Raw genomic sequence first — 17,248 nt, 5'->3', positions numbered from 1 at the left:
TCCTTAGAAGTCAAAATTTCCCTGCGCCCTGGAGAGGTGCAGCTGGCGTTGCTGGCGAATAATCTCGTAAACCCGAACCTCTGTAAGGCCGTACTCGGTCACCAGCTGGGCAATGTTACCGCGCTTGGCCTTCCGGTAGATTTCCGCGTCCCGCAAGGCGTTGCGCAGTCGCATACCTTGCGGGATGTATATCTGACGGCCACCGGCATACTCTGCTTGAGCCAGCATCCCGGCGAGTGCCAGCCGGGTCGCCTGCCTCTCATCCAGGCCGGCGCGGCGGAATGCTGCTTCCATGACCGCGATCAACGCGACCAGAGTGCCCTCCCATTGCTTTTCGCTCAGATCCTGCGGCGCGGCCGCGATCAGCTCGGCGGCTGCATCGGCGTCCGGTATTCCGACCCAATCGCGTTGCTCGATCATCACTTTTCTCCGTACTTCGCCTGAGCGTCAGCGCGCTCGCGCTGTGCCTCGGCTTCGGACATCTGCCCCAAGCTCAATCGCTGGTTGATCCATGCCAGCTGCTGTTCCAACCTGGACTCGACCGGCCCGCCGTTTATACGGGTTGTGGTCATGGGCTGGGGCTGCGATCTGGCGCGGTCCGCCGGGTCTTGCTTTGGAGCGATGCCTGGCTGATCGGCCAATCCGAACACAGCCGCTCGTAGATCCACATGGGACTGCAGCGGCAGACTGAGTTTGCTTCGGGCGGCAAGGACTTGGTCAATTCCAGAGATCCAGTGCCTTACCTGGGTGGGACGGCGGGGGCCGTTGCATTCCTCTTTGGAAACTGTGCCAGCTGCAACCAGTTCCGCAACTTCCTGGGCGATCCTGATCGCGTGCCCCATCCGCAAGCTGTGCTTTGCCGGCTTGAAAAGACCAAGGTAGGCAAGGAGGGCACGGCTAAGCTCCGGTGGGAGTGGTGCCATGACTACCAGCAAGCGCTTGCATTCGTCCTCCAGGAGAAAGGCATTGATGTGGCCCTGGCAACCACAATCAGGACAGGTGACTTTCATCAGTGAACCCTTAGATCCTTCAACTTGATTGTGGGCGGGCTGTTCAAACTTCCCAGAGCCGCCTCTAGAAAGCCCTTTACATACGCGTCCTCTCGCCCATTGGCGCGTAGTAGCTCTATCCCGATCTGCACAACGCTGCTCAGATAGGGGATCACTTGCGGCGGCGGGAGTGTCGCGATGCGCTCCAAGGTCACGCGCAAGGCTTCCCCGGTTGCATCCACCTGCGCCCGAGCCCGTTCGTCGTCGCTTACGGCATTGCTCATCCTTCCCTCCGGTTGCAGTCGATCTGTAGCGCAGCAATCAGGCTGTGCAGCTGGTCATGTTTGAGAAACTCCAGGCGGTCCACCTGAAACATGCGCACTGACATTGCGTGCGCATAGCTCCACGGACGTTTGGCGCTGGCCAGCAGTGCCTCGACTTTCCGCAGCATCGGAACCTGGTCGGTGTCCTTCGGGCGGTCCGGGTGAGGCTTGCCCGGCTTGGCCTTCCAGCCAAGGCGGGTCAGCTCAGCCAGTACCGCGTCGCGCTCGCTCGGCGACATCTGCGTGGATGACTGCTTGCCTGTCACGCGCTGCAAGAGCGCGCGATAGCCCGCCTCATCCATGCCGAGCTCCTTCTGGGCAACCTTGATCTTGGCGATCTGTGCGCGGCGCAACGGGTCGGTTGCAGGTTTCATAGGTGACCCTCCGGCACCCGTGCTGACCATCCTGCGTGGATCAGTTCGATGCTTGTGCAGGTGCGGCTGAGGTGACGGCGCAGAGCTGCTGCCGATGGCCAGCCGGGATCGTAGATCGTTCCCGTTCCCTGCTTGACCATAGCGGCAGTGCGACGCTTGCCCAGGCTCTTGACCATCCGCGCTTGCTGAGCCCTGCTGTAGAGGCAGATTTTAGAAGGGCGGTAGAACTTAGCGCCGATGGGGCTGCTTTCCTGCATGTACTCCTGCTTTATCTTCCCATCAACGAACACGACAACCGCGTATCGCAGCGTCTTGATCTGCCGTACCTGGATCACCAGCCGGTGTTCATCAGCGATCATCTCCACGTCACCGCCGTAGGGCGTCGCAAGTGCCTTCTCGACTTGCGCCCACTGTTCGTTGCTCAGCGGTGACTTCTTATGCGCCGACATCGCGAGGCTCCTTATCGCGGAAGCAAACGAGGGTCGGGGCGCTGATATGGCGCACCAGTCGCCAGGGAAACACGTCACCGCGTGCCTCGATGTAGGCGACTGCCCGCTGGATGTAGCCCATGGCCTCCGGTGAACGCGGATCATCGGCACAGCTCAGGTCATAGAACATCAAACCTTCGATGTCCTGCTGGCGGGCAAACAGCTCGATGTCGGCGCGCACGGTCGCATCGGCTACAGCCAGTGCCAGCTCTGCGAGGTCGGCGGGAATGTGCGCGGTCACAGTGCCACCGCCGACAGGTCGAGGGTGATGGGCTGATAGGCGCCATCCTTGTCCCGCTGGTACACGCGGACGTAGGACTTGCTCCCCATGACCTGGACGGCTTCGCCAATGGCGCGCATGGCTTCCTGCCAGCGCGGATCGTCAATCTCCAGGCGCTTCAGCTGCAGCACCTGCCCGGTGCGGATGTTGCCCTGCTGATCGACGCGAAACGCATCGTTGATGATGGTGCGGATCTCGGTGCGTGCACCCTCGGTCCACTCAGCCAGACATTGGTCGATGAGTGCCTTGGCAGCCAGCAGCCGCTCGTCAAACTTGATCGTTTCCTGGAACTGGCGAATCACCTTGTACTGGCCATCGTAGGCCACCAGCGTGACGTTGCCCTTCTTGCCGCCGATGTGGACGCGGTACTGCTCTGCGCTGAGGGACACGAACGCGGCAATGCTGTCGAATGCATGGCGCTTGAAGTCGGCCATTCTCTTGTGCAGATCCTGAGCGCGCTCAGCGAGCTCCTGCACCAGTTCATCGCGCAGCTTGTCGATTTCCTTGATGTGCTTCTCCGGGACAAGGTGCCCCTTGGCGTCTTGTCGGTAGCCTTCGGGAATCGGGTTTGCTTGCATGGGTGGGGTTTCCTTGTTCATCAGAGGGTGAGGTGGTTGCGGGCTTCGGCAATGGCGCTATCGCACTGCATCAGCAACCGCACCAGCGGCGCAGGGAGCCCTGCTGCACGGGCGTCTAGCGCGGCGTCCAGGACATCCTGGGCAATGACTTCCAGGCGCCGTTCTACGTCATGCGCTCGCACGGTGTGCGGCGGACGCTCGCAACTGGCGGGCTTTGGCTCCGGTGCGGCTGTGTACTGGCTGCCGGTGGAGCCACGGACCAGCCAGAGCATCTGCGGATCACCGCCCTGGCGCTCGACCTGGTTGCGGTCGATCAGTTCCTCCAGGGTGTCGTCAATGTCCAGCGGACGCGCATCGTGCAGCGTGGTGGCGAGCTGCACGCGGGTCATACCGCCGCCGGCTTGGTCGATTGCCTCCAGGATTCGCTGCAGCAGCTGCTGCAGCGACTTGGGGAAAGGAACATGCTTTGTCATGGCGTCTTGCTCAGTGCAGCCCGCTGATGGGGGTGGACTGGCACACGTCCCACTCCACCTGGCAGCCGTGGAAGGGGGTCGCCATCTTCGTTCGGGTCACCAGCTCGCCCTTGCGCTCTCGGATGTGCTGGGCGCCCACCAGCGAATCGCCGCGCGGGCGGTCGATTACGATCACGGGCCGGGCGCCCGTGATTGAGACGGAACGAGCCGTGAGGCCCTTGTCGGCCAGGGCATTGATGGCCTCCAGCGCGGCGGTCAGCTGGTGCTGGATGGCGGTGCGGTTCTTGTCGGTGGTGGTCACGGGAGACGCTCCTGGTTGTCGATTGGGGCCGTTTGAACGGCGCTTGCGATGGCTTCATTGCTCCACTGCAGCAACTGGCCGATGGTCAGCGAATCGAAGGGGGTGGCCAGCGCATAGCAGCGCTGGACGATCAGGCAGCGCGCCGGCAGTGCATCCGGTGATGCCAGCCTGGCGATGCCGCCCACAGCCGACACCAGGTCGGCCGTGAGATGGGAAATGGACGTGGTCACACCATCACGCCCAGTTCTTTGGCCGCGTAGCGGATGGACTCACAGCAGATCCGCTCGTTCTTGGCCTGGGAGTAGATCGAGGCAAGGCGCAACACCTTATTCAGGACGCGGAGTGCGCCCGGAAGGTCGGCGATCTGCCGGATCTGATCGCGGCAACCGGCATCGGCAATGTTCCAAGCGTCAATGATCGCGTCGGCGTCACCCTTGACCACCTTGTGAATCACCAGGCGCTTTCCGACGCGGCTATACAGGCGGTCGAGGAATGGAGCGCGGTTGCCGCCGGTCATTTGCGTGATGACGCGATCATTGCCACACAGCACAAGGCCAATGCTGGTTTGATCGTTGATGGCGCGGACCATATCCAGCGCCTGCACGGTCAGGTGCTGTGCTTCATCCAGAATCAGCAAACCGCTGGTGTTGCGCACCTTCTGGAAGATGGCCCGCTGGATGTAGGCGGCGGAGTTGACCAGGTCGCGCAGGCCCATGACTGCGGCAATCTCCTGCAGGCAGGTAAGCACGCCACCCGTGGCTGGGGTCAACTCGACGTGCCAGACGTTCGGGCTCACGGCTGCATAGCGCTTGTTCGTGACGGTCTTGCCCAGGCCTGCGCCGCCAGCGATCACTGCAATGTCGCCAGCCATGTGGGCGTACTGCAGGACAGCGCGCAGCTTCTCGCTGGTCGGCGTGGTGACGAACTCAGGGCCTTCGGGCAGCTTGCCGTTGCTGATGCGCTCATCGCGGACATTGAGCCAACCGGCCAGCTTGCGAGCCACGTTTTGCTGGTTGCCCGCATAGGTGCCGCCCAAGAACTGCGACAGGGTGGCGCTGCTGATGTCCGATTCCTTTGCCAAGCGGGCCTGGCTCAGGTTCTTGTCTTCCTCCAGGGTGATACGCAGACGGTCGCGCAGATCGGCGAGCTGCTCCGGTGACAGTTCTTCGGGGGTGATCGGGGTGACGGCCAGATTCATCGTGTTTGATTCCTTGGATTGGTGCGGGTGCAGCGGGGCAACGGGTGGAAGGGGCGGACGTTTGAGGGCAGCGAGCTTTGATCTACGGCGAGCGATGCCGCCGCCTGCTGCTGTCGCTTTCGGGTTGGTCCGGGTGTCTACGCCGGATCGGAAACGCGCTTGGGCCTGGTGGCGGAGTGGGTGCGAACCTTCGTTGCGAATGCGTTGGAGGTAGGCCTGCCGACGCTGGTAGCCGGTAGCTGGGTTGCTCTGCATCAGGCCTCCCCATCAGGCGTGGTCCACAAGCTGTTCCGGCGCTGCTGGGCCTGCATGCGATCCATCAGCGACACGAACGCGCTTTCGTTGTCGTCGGTGCCGGTGCGCAGCCGTTCGGCGGGCTCGGCTTCCTGCACGCGCGGCGACTGGCGGCGACCAAATAGCGGTGCGATCACGCCTGCAGGCGGCAGCGATTCGGGCATCGGCGATGGCAACTGGTTGGCGACGCTGGCCGCTTCCATCCGGCGTTCGGCGTCCAGCTGCTTGCGTGCTGCCTGGCGGTACTGCTTTTTCGCCCTGGCGTGTTCACGGGCAGCGCCGGTATCGGCGAAGCCAACGGCGGCGATGCAATCGAGCTGGCCGATGTAGACGTTGGCCAGGGTGTACGCATGCACGGCCTGGTGCAGATGCTCAGGATCAAAGCGAAGCATCACCTTCTGGCCCGCAAACGGGGCGATTGCGTCGCTCCAATAGCGGTTGCCGGACAGACGCACGCTGCTATCGCGGCGGTCACAGGTCACCACGTCCGTAGACAAGAGCATTTCCCGCAGCTGCTCAGGTGATGCCTTGCGGATCGTGGCCTGGGCATAGCTGGCCTCAAAGGCGGCATCAAAGCTCCGGCCTGCAGCCGTGCGCGTGCGCCGCCCCTCGCGGGCGTTGTGGGCTGCGATTTCCTCATTCAGGACACGCACGAACTCATCCAGCGGAATGGCCTTGCTGCCGTAGTTCTCGGGCTTTGCGTCGGGCTTGTTACCCGTGTAGGCACCAGCGAATGCCGGATGCTTGGCAATGCGGTCGCACAGATCACGCCAGGCCCGTTCGATGGGCTTGGCTTGGCCGTGATACGGCGTCGCCCAGTGGATCTCGCAGCCCATTGCCGTCAGCAGGCCGGTCGGATCGTCTTCTTTCACCTTGAATCGGAAGCGATTCGCGGTGCCGCCGGTCAGCATCTTGGATGCGAAGCCTCGACCGTTGTCCAGCCAGACCTTGCCGGGAATGCCATAGCGCTCGATCACGTCACGGAACGCGAAGCGTGCAAGGTCCGATGACTCGGTTTCGGCAATGCGGTAGCCGAGCAGCTTGCCGCTGTAGAGATCCTGGACGCCCACCATGATGGGGCGCGCAACTGTGCCGTCCGGCCAGCGTGCGAACACGTCGAACTTGTGGCCGTCGCTGTTCACTGCCTCCAGGGCATGGAACACGCTACGGTCGCGCTCTTGTGCTGGGAACGTCTGATTGAAGCGCTCTTGGCCTTCGCGGGCCATCACCAGGACGGCGCGAGGCAGTTCTGCCTCAACACGGCGGGTGAACGTCTTGGCGCAGGGAAGTGCAGGCCAGTCCTTGGTGGCGGCAATGCGCTGCAGGCGGTCATAGCAGCTTTGCGCGCTCGGAGCCTCGACGCGCAGATAGTCGGCCTTGAACAGATCCCAGGCCTCGGCATGAATCTCGGCCTTGGCCTTGGTGGCGGCGTATGCCGGCACCAACAGCGCCAGACGGTGCTGCTTCTCGGCTTTGGCGACCAGTGCGGCCCAGCGGCCCAGGCTAGCCACGCTCACGCCGCCGACCTGGTCGCGCTGCATCTGGCTGGCGACGATCTGGCGTGCCGCCATGAGTGGGTGGCCAGCTGCCTGCAGCGCCTCAACTGCCTGCAGGGCACGCAGGCGGCGCGCGGCTTCGTCCTTCAAATGCTGCGGCACGGCTTCGTAACGCTTCCACGCGGACGCGATGGAATCGACGTTGGCCTGGCGAACCACCACGGCACGCTGCGGGGTTTCGCTGACCTGGCCGGCGATGACAACTGCGGCCTGTACGTCCGGCGGCAGCGCGTCAACGGCATACAGTCGGCGACGGCCACCGCGAGTGGCCTTTTCCTGGAACGTCCAGCCCTCGCGCTTGGCGCGGATCTCGACGGCTCGCTTGGTCTTGCCCAGGCTGGTGGCCAGGGTGGTCAGATCCAGCATCGAACGGGGGGACATGTTGCCGTCCGCCATCAGGATGCCCTCACGCTCAGGCGGTGCAGCTGGCGCAGGCGCTGGCTGGCGACGACACGCTCACGGTGGGCGCGGCCGATTTCAACGTCCAATGTCTCGGCGCCGAGCAACAGCTGGCCACCAATGACCTGGGCCTGCCACTCGGCCAACAGCGTCCCGCCGCAGATCACCTCCAGCACAGGGGCCACCCACAGAGGGATGTTGAATGTCTCGCGGCTCGGCGCGGTGTAGCCGTCGAGCATCGCCTTAGAGACGTTCTGGCCGGTCAGGCGGCTGGCGCGTGCGGCAACTTCGTGCCGGTCCAGGCCTGCAGCGTGCGCCGCCTCCAGCATCTGGCCGACCAGCATGCTGACGGACTTGCGGTAGTCCATGGTGCCGTTGACCTGCGCCGGGGGGCGCGGGGTCAAAAAGAAGTCATGGGGCTGGCTGGGCTGACGATTCATCCTTGCGTCTCCTGCTCGGTGGGGGCGCCTGTGCGCCGGGGGGAAGCGGTAGATAGAGGCGCTGTTCATTGAGGGGCGCCAATTTGTGGATTGCGGCCTGTCCGCAGGCTGCTAGGCTTTGCACCAGGGGGCAGCAGTGGTTTGCGGCCCCCTGGGCCACGGTTCGGCTTTCCGTCGGCGCCGTACCGGCTGGGCCAGATGGCCCGGGGTTCCATTCCGAGCGCCTCTGCAATCAGGGCCTCGGCTTGGGGGTACGGCCGACGCAGAGCGGGATTCAGGCTCGCCCCGTTGGTGTAGCCATTCAGTAGCGCGATCTGCCGCAGAGAGATTTCCTTGCGATGCAGGGCCGCTACGATGTCGGCGGCATGCCAGTCCTTAGCGGGACTGGCTTTTCTCGGGGTATTCGTTGCTGACATTTCGTACCTGTCATTTGAGCGATGACTACGGGGCAGATGCTAAACCCATTTGGGTGCTTGTCAACACCCAAACGTGTTTCGCACTTGGTCGGCGACGACACAAATGGGTGTTTTCGGGATTCTGTCTTTATGAAACAAATACTTACGGGAAGTGCGAAACGATGAATCACGCAGAGAACTTGATTCGCACTTCCGGCGAGGAAAGAGCGAAACCCGAATGGGTGTCGATTGGTGCGCGACTGACCACCGTTCGGGGGTCGAGGACTCAAGGGGAGATGGCCACCCTCATCGGGGTGTCAAAGAACACCTATGGGCGCTTTGAACGCGGCCTGAGAGAGATTGGGGCGGAGTGCCTGGCGGCGCTGGTGCAGCAAGGCTGGAACGCCAATTGGCTTCTGACTGGCTCAGGCGACGAGCGTCTGGATTCCGGCACGATTTCGCGTCAAAACAATGACTTGCGACAGTCTCAGGTAGTGAGCCAGTCGTCTGTGAAGATCGCCGCGCAACTGCTCCAGGAGGCGCTTGATGACGCGGATGCTGTTCTGGCCCCGGCCCAGTACGGCGAGGCGCTTGTTCTGCTGGCTCAGCTGCTGGAAAAGGGACTGCCGGAAGCGGACGTAAGGCCGTTTGCCCGGCAGACAGTCGGGATGATCGTTACAGGGGCAAAGGATGCAGGAGCAGCGGCAACTGGTAAGTAGACTGAGGGCGATTCTGCGGGATGCGATCCCTCGGAGTCATTGGGAGACAAGGCTTTCTGACCCCGTGCCGGCAATGCCAGTGCATCTGCGTCGTGCTCGCGCGCGCTATGAAATCCAGGACCTGGCAGCTCGCTACGGGTGGCAAAGGGAGGTGGAGAGGGATCTGTTCCGCTTGGGCGTTCCTTCCCTCAAGTACCTGAGCCAGGATCAGCTCGACCAGGTGTTAGTCAGGCTCCAGGGATTGGAGGACTGCCTGCAGAACATCTGCGATCCACCTGATGGGCCACCGGCCCGTTGAAGCCCCTTTGAACGCAAATCAAACGGCCGCCATCTCTGGCGGCCGTTTCGCATTTCTGCTGTCCAAATGGCTCAGCCAGGGCGCGTTTCGCAAACTGAGCTCTATCTATCGATAGATGTCACTCGATAGGCGGAACGCTTGCCGCGCAGGCCTTCCGTCCCATTTCATCCCGTTTCATCCCGTTTCTTCCCCGTTCTCAATCTCTAAGTCCCCCAACAGCGGATGTGCGCTGGCGGGTGCAGAGAGTGCTACGGCGAGCGCGCGGCGTATGCCATCTGCAGCAGCAGTCTGTGGGCCGGGAACAGGCGCAGGCTGGAGTAGCGGGCGCGGTAGTAAGCATCCCAGTAGCTGGCGGCGCGTTGTCGGCAGAGGGCGACGAAGGCGCGGTTCTCGCCGATGAGCGCGGCATAGCGCTGCAGGCCGGTCTGTTGCGCCTGGATCGCCACGGCCGATGCGATCTCGTCCACGTACTCCCCCAGCAAGGTCAGCTGGAAGGCATGCACCCAGGCCATCGGTGAGGGCCCCAGCGTCTCGATCGCACGTTGCCGTACATGTCCGTCGCAGTGACGCGAGAGCAGGCAGAGGCAGAGGGCGCGCGTATCGCCCTGCAGTTGGGATGCGAGCCGGAACAGGTCCGTGGCGTCGGCGTAGATACGATAGGGGAACCTCAGCAGCTCTCCTGCGATGATGAGGCTGCGTTCACCACTGCCCGACAGGTTGTCGATCCGGCCCAGCCGTTGCTGAAGGTCGGTGCAGGTTGCCTGCAGTGCGCGGGGAACGTCGATCAATGCGACGGTTCCGCCAGCGTGGTGCCGCGGTAGTCGCAGTGGATCTGCAGGCTCTCCGTGGCGTTGGGGTGCAGATCGAAGCCGGACTGCTGCAGTGCGTCCTTGGCCGCTGCAACGGCGTCGGCATGGCGGCTGACGCGGCGCTGCTGCCAGCGCAGTGGAGTGAACACGCCCAGCGGAAGCAGGCGCAGGCGCTGGCCGTGCAGGACCAGCGAGACATCCACATGACGCCCGTCCAGGTCGTGGCCATTGGCGCCGAAAATGGCGTCGATCTCATCATGGCGATGCCGATAGCAGCAGCGGAACATGGCGATGCCCAGCCGCCGGACCACGCGCCGGAAGCCGCCCAGCTGTCCCTGGCTGCATTCGAAGCCGCGGGTGACCAGCAGGCGCAGGGTGGACGGCAGCCGTGCCTGCGCATCGAGCAGGCGTTGCAGAACCTCGGCCTCGACGATGACCTGTGACGCGGGCCAGCGTGGGGCAATGCGCAGGCCGTCGATGGTGCCGCGTGACAGTTTCAACATGCGTGAAGCTTCGCACGGGAGTGGGTAGCCGGGTAGTGCCGACCGCTGGCCGGCACCCGGCGCGATGGTCAGAGATCGCGGTACTGGATCTGCGCGGCCAGCACGCGCAGGCCATCGGCGGTGCTGGAGAGGATGCGCTCCTCGCCGATGCCCTTCTGCCGTTGCAGGGTGAAGCCTTCGGCGGCGGGCAGGCGCGCGGCGATGGCATCGATGCGTTGCAGCGCGTTGGGACCGTCGCAGTCGACATGGCCCCAATGGATGCCGTTGTGCTGGATGGTCAGGCGGTAGTGCATGGGCGGGTCTCCGGCAGGTCGTGCAGCCACTGATGGAACATCGCGGTCGCCGCGGCTGCCAGCGGCCCGCCATAGCGACGGGCCTGCGCGCGCAGGTCGATGGGATCGATGCCGGCCGCGGCCAGTTCCAGCGCATGGCCGATCAGCCAGCGCTCGAACTGGCGCGCGTCCAGTTCGGGATGGCATTGCAGGGCGAGGGCGTGGTGGCCGATGGCGAAGGCCTGGTGGCGACAGGCGGGCGTGCTGGCGAGGCGGCGTGCGCCGACCGGCAGTTCGAAGGCTTCGCCATGCCAGTGCAGCACCGGGATGCCCTGCAATGCCTGCAGTGGCGAGCGCTGGCCTTCGTCGGTGAGCAGCAGCGGTGCGAAACCAATTTCCTTGCCACCGGTGGGGGCGACGTCGGCGTGCAGTGCGCGCGCCATCAACTGGGCGCCGAGACAGATGCCGAGCGTCGGTCGCTGCTGCTGCAGGCGACGCTGCAGCAGCGCGATGCCGTCGGCGAGGAACGGATAGGCAGCTCCATCGTTGACGCTGATCGGGCCACCCAGTACCACCAGCAGATCGGCATCTTCGGCGGCATCGAGTGCATCCACGCCTGCCTGCAGGACCTGCACCTGCCACCCTTGCGCGAGCAGCAGCGGCTGCAGGGTGCCAAGATCTTCAAACGCTACGTGCTGCAGGGCAACGGCGCGCTTCATGCGGGTGCTCCCGGGGTGGGCCAGTAGAAGCTGTCGGGCGTGGAGCGTGCACCGAAGATCGCTTGGCCGACACGGACGACGGTGGCGCCTTCCTCGATGGCGACTTCAAAATCACCGGACATGCCCATCGACAGCTGCGACAGGTCGAGTCCAGCCGGCGCCGTCTGCTGCAGCTGGTCGCGCAGCTCGCGCAGGCGCACGAAGCAGGCGCGTACCCGTTCCACTTCGGGGGTGAAGATGGCCAGGGTCATCAGGCCACGCACGCGCAGGCGGTCGAAGGCGGGCAGCTGCTGCACGAAGTCGGCCACCGCGGCCGGCTCCAGGCCGTATTTGCTGGGCTCGGCCGAAGTGTTGACCTGTACGAACACATCCAGCGTGCGGTCCTCCAGCAGCAGCCGCTGCTGCAGCGCCTCGGCCACGCGCAGGCTGTCCAGCGCCTGGAACTCGCTGGCGAAGCGTGCGACGTAGCGGGCCTTGTTGGTCTGCAGGTGGCCGATGACCGACCAGTGCACGCCAAGGTCGGCCATGGCCTCGGCCTTGCGCTGCGCCTCCTGCACCTTGTTTTCGCCCAGTTCGTGGCAACCGGCGGCTACGGCCATGCGGATGCGCGCTTCATCGACGGTCTTGCTGACCGGCAGCAGGCGCACGCTGGCCGGATCACGTCCGGCGCGGGCACAGGCGCTGGCGATGCGCTGGCGCACGGTGGCCAGGTTGGCGGCGATCTGTTCGACGGACTGGGCGACGGGCCAGTCGGCGGGGGCGAGGGACATGGGGCACCTCCGGTGCGGGGTGGCCAGGGTGGGATACACTGGCACAGGACAAGATATAGTTTGGCATAGGACAAAATGAAAATCACCGGGAGCAGCGCCGAAGCGATCTTCGACAGCATCCGCGAGGGCATCGGCAGTGGCCATCTGGCGGCGGGCAGCGTGCTGCCGCCGGTGCGGGACCTGGCCGATCAGCTGGGGGTCAACCGCAATACCGTGGCCGCCGCCTACAAGCGGCTGGATGCGGCGGGCCTGGCCAGTACGGCGGGGCGTCGCGGCACCGTGGTGCGCGGCCTGCCGGCGACGATGGCACGCGAGGGCAGTGCGCCAGGGCTGGCCCTGCATGATCTGGCCGGTGGTAATCCGGATCCGCGCTGCCTGCCCAGCCTGCGCGTAGCTGCCACGGCCTCGCGCCTGTATGGGGTGGAGACGGTCGATCCACGCATGCAGCACCTGGCACGGGCCTCGCTGGATGCCGATTGCCCGCCGGGCTATGCGCTGGAACTGACCCATGGCGCGGTCGATGGCATCGAGCGCCTGTTGTCGGCGTGGCTGCTGCCGGGGGACCGCATTGCAGTGGAGGATCCCTGTTTCCTGGGCAGCCTCAATGTCCTCGGTGCGGCCGGGCACGCGCCGTTGCCGGTGGCGGTGGATGCGCACGGCATGCAGGTGGAATCACTGCGGCAGGCGTTGGATGCGGGTGCACGTGCGGTGCTGCTGACCCCGCGCGCACACAATCCCACCGGTGCCAGCCTGGATGCGAAGCGTGCGCGTGCGCTGCGCCAGTTGCTGGCCGGCTATCCGCAGGTCGCGGTGCTGATCGACGATCACTACGCTCTGCTCTCGCAACAGAGCTATCACTCGGTGCTGCCGATGGACGGTCGGCGTTGGGCGCTGCTGCGTTCGTTGTCCAAGGCATTGGGCCCGGACCTGCGCGTGGCCTGGTTGGCCTGTGATGGGCAGACCGCGGCACGCCTTCGCCTGCGCTTGGCGGCGGGCACCGGCTGGGTCAGCCATCTGTTGCAGGATGCGGTCAGTGCGGTGCTGGAGTCGGCGCAGCAACGAGCGAAGGTCGCTGCGGCCGGTGAACGCTACCAGCAGCGGCTGCAGGGTCTGCAGGCGCTGTTGCAGGCGCGTGGGCTGCCGACACCCATGCCGATGGAAGGTTTGAATCTGTGGCTGCCACTGCCGGCCGACAGCACGCCACAGGTGCTGGCGCTGGCCGCGCGTGGCTGGCATGTGCGCGGGGGCGAAGTCTTTGCCGTGGCTGCACCGGCGCATGGGCTGCGCATCACCTGTGCGGCACTCGGCCCGCCGCAGCAACGGCGATTGGCCGATGACCTGGCGGCGGTGATGCGCTGAGCGTGCTCAGGGCGCGGCGCTGGCGCCGGGGCGCACGTAGTAGGACTGGCCGCTGTCGTCGAGGAACACCAGTTCCGGCTTGCCCTGCCAGGAACTCAGCATGGCGCCGGTGTTGTTCTGGTGCTTGACCATCAGGCTGGCACCGCGGTCCGGGTTGGCGACCACTTTGAAGACTTCGGTGGTGCCGGTGGCATCGTCAAGGGTCAGCATCGCTTCGCCACCCCGGTCGCTGGTGCCATAGCCACCGCGCTCGGAACCATCGGGGCCGAGCAGGATCACGCCGGACAAGGCGGTGGCACGCGGCCCCTGCGGGCGGCCCTGGCTGAGGGGATCGGGGACCGGTGCACCGAGGATCACCCGTGGCTGGCCACTGGCATCGTGGATGATCAGGCCGCGCGCTTCGATCACGCGTTGCGGTGACTGGCTGCGATGCAGGTTCCAGGCGGTCCAGCCGGAAACGAGCAACGCGAGTGTGGCGACCACCAGGGTGGTCAGGGTCAGGGCACGAGCCATTGTGTATTCCTTCCTTGGACGTGGCCGACGATAGCGGAATCCGGTCGATCGTGGCCAGTGCGTTGTGTGACGATGTGTATCGTCAATGGAAGTCGCGGCTGTGGCTGCGCAGTCCCTGCAGCAGTTCGTCCAGGCAGTGCATGCGCTGCACGATCACATGCTGCACGCCATCCACGCGTTCCAGTCGGCCATCGATCTGCATCAGCTGGGTGTCTACCAGGATGTGGTGCTGGCGGTCGGCCAGATGTCGCCAGACCACGGCGTTGACCATGCCGGTTTCATCTTCCAGGGTAAGGAAGGTGACGCCGCTGGCGGTCTGCGGGCGCTGGCGCATGCGTACCAGGCCGGCGATGCGCACGCGCCGGCCATGGCCGTGGTTGGCCAGCTGCGCGGCATCCAGGCAGCCGCGGGTTCGCAGCTGCGCGCGCAGGAATGACATCGGATGGCGGCCGAGGGTGGTGCCGGTGCTGCGGTAATCGGCCTGCATGTCTTCCCAGGCGCTGGGCAGGGGCAGGGCCACGCGTGCTTCGGCGGTGGCGCGGGCCTGGTCGAACAACGGCAGGCGGTTCTCCACGCCGGAAATATCCCAGCGTGCACGGTGGCGATGGCCGCTGAGGCCGCGCAGGGCGCCGGCATCGGCAAGCAGGCCCTGCTGGCGGCGATCCAGTGCGGTGCGCTGGCAGAGGTCGCCGACATCGTCGAATGGGCGCCGCGCACGTTCGCGCATGATGGCCTGCGCGGCCGGTTCGCTGCAGCCATCGACCAGGCGCAGGCCGAGGCGGATTGCCGCGGCGCCTTTGCCGAAGTCCAGCGTGCAGTCCCAGTCGCTGTGGCGCACGTCCACCGGCAGTACCGTGATGCCATGCCGGCGCGCATCCTGCAGCAGCTGGTCGGGGCTGTAGAAGCCCAGCGGTTGGCTGTTGATCAGGCTGGCGGCGAACGCGGCCGGATGATGGCACTTCAGCCAGCAGCTGGCATAGGTGAGCAGGGCGAAGCTGGCGGCGTGGCTTTCGGGAAATCCGTAATCGCCGAAACCCTTGATCTGCTCGAACAGGTGCTCGCCGTATTCAAGGCTGAAACCATTTTTCAGCATGCCGGTCAGCAGCTTTTCGCGATGGGGCTCCAGGCCGCCACGACGCTTCCACGCGGCCATCGAGCGGCGCAGGGCATCGGCTTCACCGGCGGTGTAGTTGGCCGCATCCACCGCCAGCTGCATCACCTGTTCCTGGAACAAGGGCACACCGAGCGTGCGGGCAAATACGCGCTCCAACCGGGCGGGATAGAGTGGATTGTCCGGATCGTTCAACGCATCCGGCCCTTGTTCGCGCAGGATCCGCCGACGTTCCAGGTAGGGGTGGACCATGTCGCCCTGGATCGGGCCGGGGCGCACGATTGCTACCTCGATCACCAGGTCATAGAAATTGCGCGGTTGCATGCGTGGCAGCATCGCCATCTGCGCGCGCGACTCGATCTGGAACACGCCGATGGTGTCGGCGGCGCAGATCATGTCGTAGGTCGGGCCGTCTTCATCGGGGATCGCATCCATGCGCCCGCTGTGCAGGCCGTGCTGCTGCAGCATCGCCAGGCATTTGCGGATGGCGGTGAGCATGCCCAGTGCCAGGCAGTCGACCTTCATCAGGCCGGTGGCGTCCAGGTCGTCCTTGTCCCACTGGATGACGGTGCGGTCGGCCATCGCCGCGTTCTCCACCGGCACCAGCGTCGACAGCGGGTGTTCGGAAATCACGAAGCCACCCGGATGCTGCGACAGGTGGCGCGGGAAATCGATCAGCTCGGCGGTCAATGCCAGCAGCCGTCGCATCAACGGTGTTTCCGGATCGAAGCCGCGCTCGCGCAGGGTTTCCGGCAGTGGGATGTTGCCGCCCCAATGATCCATTGCCGCACCCAGCTCGTTGACCTGGTCCATCGGCAGGCCCAGCGCACGGGCGACATCGCGGATCGCGCTGCGCCCACGGTAGCTGATCGCCACCGCAGTCAACGCGGCACGCTCGCGGCCATAGCGGTTGAACACGTACTGCAGCACTTCCTCGCGGCGCTCGTGCTCGAAGTCGATGTCGATGTCCGGTGGTTCATCACGCTCTGCGGAAATGAAGCGCTCGAACAGCAGGTTGCTGCGCGCCGGGTCGATCTCGGTCACGCCCAGCACGAAACACACCGCCGAATTGGCAGCCGAGCCACGGCCCTGGCAGAGGATGTCCTGGCTGCGGGCAAAGCGCACGATGTCCTGCACGGTGAGGAAATAGGAGGCGTACTGCTTCTGCTTGATCAGCGCCAGTTCGTGCTCGATCTGCTTGCGCTGGGCTGGCTCGATGCCCTTCTTCCAACGCCACGGAATGCCGCGCTCGACCAGCACGCGCAGCCAGCTGTCCGGGTCGTGGCCTTCGGGTACCAGTTCGCGCGGGTAGGTGTATTTCAGCTGGTCCAGGGTGAAGTGGCAGCGTTCGGCGATGCGCAGGGTTTCAGCCAGCAGTTCGGGTGGATACAGCTGGGCCAGTGCGGTGCGTGGGCGCAGATGGCGCTCGCCATTGGCAAACAGCCGCCAGCCGGCCTCGGCCACGCTGCAGCGGTGGCGGATCGCAGTCAGCGTGTCCTGCAGGGCGCGGCGCCGGCGCACGTGCATGTGCACGTCACCACTGGCGACCAGTGGCAGCTGGTGGCGTTCGCCGAAAGCCTGCAACTGCTGCAGCCGGCGCGTGTCGTCGTGTTCGTGATGCAGCTCCACCGCCAGCCACAGGCGCTGCGGAAAACAACGGCGCAGCAGTTCCAGTTCGGTGGCCGCCGGTTGCCGGTCCAGCCACAGGCACAGCAGGCCCTCGGGGAGCTCATGCAGATCCTCGCGCAGGCAGCGGTATTCGCCCTTGGCCGCCCGCCGACGGCAGGTGGTGATCAGCTGGCACAGCCCGGCATAGGCCGCCTGGTCGGTGCACAGCAGGGCCAGTTTCGGCCCGTCCTCGACCTGGAATTCGGCGCCGACGATCAGTGCCACGCCGTGTGTCTTCGCCGCCTGCCAGGCACGCACGATGCCGGCCAACGAGCATTCGTCGGTGATCGCCAGTGCGCGATAGCCCTGTCCGGCAGCGCGTGCGAACAGCTCCTCGGCGATGGAGGCGCCACGCTGGAAACTGAAGGCCGACAGGCAATGCAGCTCGGCGTACCCGGGCAGGTCGGTGTGCATGGGGA

The 17,248-nt window shown here is 65.1% G+C and carries 23 protein-coding genes; 2 read left to right on the top strand and 21 right to left on the bottom strand.

Going from position 1 to position 17,248, the window contains the following annotated elements; translation table 11 throughout:
* Positions 1–3: 3 nt before the first annotated feature.
* The 14 genes from CR156_RS10505 to CR156_RS10440 form a co-directional block, all read right to left on the bottom strand.
* A complete protein-coding gene (locus tag CR156_RS10505; protein ID WP_100552820.1) occupies positions 4–420 on the bottom strand; it encodes a Mor transcription activator family protein in 417 nt (138 codons plus the stop codon).
* On the bottom strand, positions 420–1,010 hold the full coding sequence (locus CR156_RS10500; protein WP_100552819.1) for a hypothetical protein: 591 nt from the start codon (positions 1,008–1,010) through the stop codon (positions 420–422). Before CR156_RS10500 ends, CR156_RS10505 begins: the two co-directional genes overlap by 1 nt.
* On the bottom strand, positions 1,010–1,273 hold the full coding sequence (locus CR156_RS10495) for a hypothetical protein (protein WP_100552818.1): 264 nt from the start codon (positions 1,271–1,273) through the stop codon (positions 1,010–1,012). Before CR156_RS10495 ends, CR156_RS10500 begins: the two co-directional genes overlap by 1 nt.
* Complete coding sequence (locus CR156_RS10490; RefSeq protein ID WP_207764198.1) at positions 1,270–1,686, bottom strand: gp16 family protein; 417 nt, start codon at positions 1,684–1,686, stop codon at positions 1,270–1,272. Before CR156_RS10490 ends, CR156_RS10495 begins: the two co-directional genes overlap by 4 nt.
* Entirely contained in the window at positions 1,683–2,135 is a 453-nt protein-coding gene (locus CR156_RS10485; RefSeq protein WP_100552817.1) for a hypothetical protein, read from the bottom strand. Before CR156_RS10485 ends, CR156_RS10490 begins: the two co-directional genes overlap by 4 nt.
* On the bottom strand, positions 2,122–2,415 hold the full coding sequence (locus CR156_RS10480; RefSeq protein ID WP_100552816.1) for a hypothetical protein: 294 nt from the start codon (positions 2,413–2,415) through the stop codon (positions 2,122–2,124). The genes CR156_RS10485 and CR156_RS10480 overlap by 14 nt, the downstream gene beginning before the upstream one ends.
* Positions 2,412–3,053, bottom strand: a complete 642-nt coding sequence (locus CR156_RS10475) for a DUF3164 family protein (RefSeq protein ID WP_243381790.1) — start codon at positions 3,051–3,053, stop codon at positions 2,412–2,414. The genes CR156_RS10480 and CR156_RS10475 overlap by 4 nt, the downstream gene beginning before the upstream one ends.
* Positions 3,053–3,505, bottom strand: coding sequence for a hypothetical protein (locus CR156_RS10470; protein ID WP_100552814.1), 453 nt, complete (start codon positions 3,503–3,505; stop codon positions 3,053–3,055). The genes CR156_RS10475 and CR156_RS10470 overlap by 1 nt, the downstream gene beginning before the upstream one ends.
* 10 nt (positions 3,506–3,515) lie before the next feature.
* Positions 3,516–3,806 (bottom strand): hypothetical protein, encoded by a 291-nt coding sequence (locus CR156_RS10465; RefSeq protein ID WP_100552813.1) that lies wholly within the window; start codon positions 3,804–3,806, stop codon positions 3,516–3,518.
* Positions 3,803–4,036: a hypothetical protein gene (locus tag CR156_RS10460; protein WP_100552812.1), complete on the bottom strand. Its 234-nt coding sequence runs from the start codon at positions 4,034–4,036 to the stop codon at positions 3,803–3,805. Before CR156_RS10460 ends, CR156_RS10465 begins: the two co-directional genes overlap by 4 nt.
* Positions 4,033–5,004, bottom strand: coding sequence for an AAA family ATPase (locus CR156_RS10455; protein ID WP_165780985.1), 972 nt, complete (start codon positions 5,002–5,004; stop codon positions 4,033–4,035). Before CR156_RS10455 ends, CR156_RS10460 begins: the two co-directional genes overlap by 4 nt.
* Before the next feature lie 254 nt (positions 5,005–5,258).
* On the bottom strand, positions 5,259–7,235 hold the full coding sequence (locus tag CR156_RS10450; protein WP_165780984.1) for a transposase domain-containing protein: 1,977 nt from the start codon (positions 7,233–7,235) through the stop codon (positions 5,259–5,261).
* Between the two features lie 14 nt (positions 7,236–7,249).
* Positions 7,250–7,693, bottom strand: coding sequence for a hypothetical protein (locus CR156_RS10445; protein WP_100552809.1), 444 nt, complete (start codon positions 7,691–7,693; stop codon positions 7,250–7,252).
* A gap of 65 nt (positions 7,694–7,758) precedes the next feature.
* Complete coding sequence (locus tag CR156_RS10440) at positions 7,759–8,109, bottom strand: helix-turn-helix domain-containing protein (RefSeq protein ID WP_100552808.1); 351 nt, start codon at positions 8,107–8,109, stop codon at positions 7,759–7,761.
* A gap of 275 nt (positions 8,110–8,384) precedes the next feature.
* Here CR156_RS10440 and CR156_RS10435 point away from each other — a divergent pair, with 275 nt between their 5' ends.
* Positions 8,385–8,807, top strand: coding sequence for a hypothetical protein (locus CR156_RS10435; RefSeq protein WP_133120078.1), 423 nt, complete (start codon positions 8,385–8,387; stop codon positions 8,805–8,807).
* A gap of 546 nt (positions 8,808–9,353) precedes the next feature.
* Here CR156_RS10435 and CR156_RS10425 read toward each other — a convergent pair.
* The 5 genes from CR156_RS10425 to CR156_RS10405 all read right to left on the bottom strand — a co-directional run bounded on the left by CR156_RS10425 (position 9,354) and on the right by CR156_RS10405 (position 12,178).
* Positions 9,354–9,893: a hypothetical protein gene (locus tag CR156_RS10425; RefSeq protein WP_100552805.1), complete on the bottom strand. Its 540-nt coding sequence runs from the start codon at positions 9,891–9,893 to the stop codon at positions 9,354–9,356.
* The gene (locus CR156_RS10420; protein WP_100552804.1) at positions 9,890–10,417 is read right to left on the bottom strand and encodes a hypothetical protein; all 528 of its coding nucleotides are present in this window, start codon (positions 10,415–10,417) and stop codon (positions 9,890–9,892) included. The genes CR156_RS10425 and CR156_RS10420 overlap by 4 nt, the downstream gene beginning before the upstream one ends.
* Positions 10,418–10,485: 68 nt before the next feature.
* Positions 10,486–10,710 carry a hypothetical protein gene (locus tag CR156_RS10415; protein ID WP_032975245.1) on the bottom strand — a complete coding sequence of 75 codons (225 nt, stop codon included), beginning with the start codon at positions 10,708–10,710 and terminating at the stop codon, positions 10,486–10,488.
* A complete protein-coding gene (locus tag CR156_RS10410; protein ID WP_100552803.1) occupies positions 10,695–11,408 on the bottom strand; it encodes a glutamine amidotransferase in 714 nt (237 codons plus the stop codon). Before CR156_RS10410 ends, CR156_RS10415 begins: the two co-directional genes overlap by 16 nt.
* Positions 11,405–12,178, bottom strand: a complete 774-nt coding sequence (locus tag CR156_RS10405; protein ID WP_099821507.1) for a YggS family pyridoxal phosphate-dependent enzyme — start codon at positions 12,176–12,178, stop codon at positions 11,405–11,407. Before CR156_RS10405 ends, CR156_RS10410 begins: the two co-directional genes overlap by 4 nt.
* 75 nt (positions 12,179–12,253) lie before the next feature.
* On the opposite strand from CR156_RS10405, the gene ptsJ reads away from it, so the two are divergent.
* The gene (gene ptsJ / locus CR156_RS10400; RefSeq protein WP_100552802.1) at positions 12,254–13,537 is read left to right on the top strand and encodes a MocR-like B6 salvage transcription factor PtsJ; all 1,284 of its coding nucleotides are present in this window, start codon (positions 12,254–12,256) and stop codon (positions 13,535–13,537) included.
* 6 nt (positions 13,538–13,543) lie between these two features.
* Here ptsJ and CR156_RS10395 read toward each other — a convergent pair whose 3' ends face one another.
* Positions 13,544–14,050: a hypothetical protein gene (locus CR156_RS10395; protein ID WP_100552801.1), complete on the bottom strand. Its 507-nt coding sequence runs from the start codon at positions 14,048–14,050 to the stop codon at positions 13,544–13,546.
* An 82-nt stretch (positions 14,051–14,132) separates the two neighbouring features.
* Positions 14,133–17,243: an error-prone DNA polymerase gene (locus CR156_RS10390; protein WP_100554138.1), complete on the bottom strand. Its 3,111-nt coding sequence runs from the start codon at positions 17,241–17,243 to the stop codon at positions 14,133–14,135.
* Positions 17,244–17,248 lie beyond the last annotated feature (5 nt).

Origin of the sequence: Stenotrophomonas lactitubi (assembly GCF_002803515.1) — a bacterium.
In the GTDB taxonomy this organism is placed as follows: domain Bacteria; phylum Pseudomonadota; class Gammaproteobacteria; order Xanthomonadales; family Xanthomonadaceae; genus Stenotrophomonas; species Stenotrophomonas lactitubi.
Note: the sequence above shows the minus strand (reverse complement) of the source record. Positions and strands in the feature narration are given on the sequence as shown.

What these genes read in the sequence shown, in the direction of transcription:
- CR156_RS10505 (WP_100552820.1), bottom strand. Translation starts at nt 420, where the DNA reads ATGATCGAGCAACGCGATTGGGTCGGAATACCGGACGCCGATGCAGCC.
- CR156_RS10500 (WP_100552819.1), bottom strand. Translation starts at nt 1,010, where the DNA reads ATGAAAGTCACCTGTCCTGATTGTGGTTGCCAGGGCCACATCAATGCC.
- CR156_RS10495 (WP_100552818.1), bottom strand. Translation starts at nt 1,273, where the DNA reads ATGAGCAATGCCGTAAGCGACGACGAACGGGCTCGGGCGCAGGTGGAT.
- CR156_RS10490 (WP_207764198.1), bottom strand. Translation starts at nt 1,686, where the DNA reads ATGAAACCTGCAACCGACCCGTTGCGCCGCGCACAGATCGCCAAGATC.
- CR156_RS10485 (WP_100552817.1), bottom strand. Translation starts at nt 2,135, where the DNA reads ATGTCGGCGCATAAGAAGTCACCGCTGAGCAACGAACAGTGGGCGCAA.
- CR156_RS10475 (WP_243381790.1), bottom strand. Translation starts at nt 3,053, where the DNA reads ATGAACAAGGAAACCCCACCCATGCAAGCAAACCCGATTCCCGAAGGC.
- CR156_RS10470 (WP_100552814.1), bottom strand. Translation starts at nt 3,505, where the DNA reads ATGACAAAGCATGTTCCTTTCCCCAAGTCGCTGCAGCAGCTGCTGCAG.
- CR156_RS10455 (WP_165780985.1), bottom strand. Translation starts at nt 5,004, where the DNA reads ATGAATCTGGCCGTCACCCCGATCACCCCCGAAGAACTGTCACCGGAG.
- CR156_RS10450 (WP_165780984.1), bottom strand. Translation starts at nt 7,235, where the DNA reads ATGTCCCCCCGTTCGATGCTGGATCTGACCACCCTGGCCACCAGCCTG.
- CR156_RS10445 (WP_100552809.1), bottom strand. Translation starts at nt 7,693, where the DNA reads ATGAATCGTCAGCCCAGCCAGCCCCATGACTTCTTTTTGACCCCGCGC.
- CR156_RS10440 (WP_100552808.1), bottom strand. Translation starts at nt 8,109, where the DNA reads ATGTCAGCAACGAATACCCCGAGAAAAGCCAGTCCCGCTAAGGACTGG.
- CR156_RS10435 (WP_133120078.1), top strand. Translation starts at nt 8,385, where the DNA reads ATGGCCACCCTCATCGGGGTGTCAAAGAACACCTATGGGCGCTTTGAA.
- CR156_RS10420 (WP_100552804.1), bottom strand. Translation starts at nt 10,417, where the DNA reads ATGTTGAAACTGTCACGCGGCACCATCGACGGCCTGCGCATTGCCCCA.
- CR156_RS10415 (WP_032975245.1), bottom strand. Translation starts at nt 10,710, where the DNA reads ATGCACTACCGCCTGACCATCCAGCACAACGGCATCCATTGGGGCCAT.
- CR156_RS10410 (WP_100552803.1), bottom strand. Translation starts at nt 11,408, where the DNA reads ATGAAGCGCGCCGTTGCCCTGCAGCACGTAGCGTTTGAAGATCTTGGC.
- CR156_RS10405 (WP_099821507.1), bottom strand. Translation starts at nt 12,178, where the DNA reads ATGTCCCTCGCCCCCGCCGACTGGCCCGTCGCCCAGTCCGTCGAACAG.
- ptsJ (WP_100552802.1), top strand. Translation starts at nt 12,254, where the DNA reads ATGAAAATCACCGGGAGCAGCGCCGAAGCGATCTTCGACAGCATCCGC.
- CR156_RS10395 (WP_100552801.1), bottom strand. Translation starts at nt 14,050, where the DNA reads ATGGCTCGTGCCCTGACCCTGACCACCCTGGTGGTCGCCACACTCGCG.
- CR156_RS10390 (WP_100554138.1), bottom strand. Translation starts at nt 17,243, where the DNA reads ATGCACACCGACCTGCCCGGGTACGCCGAGCTGCATTGCCTGTCGGCC.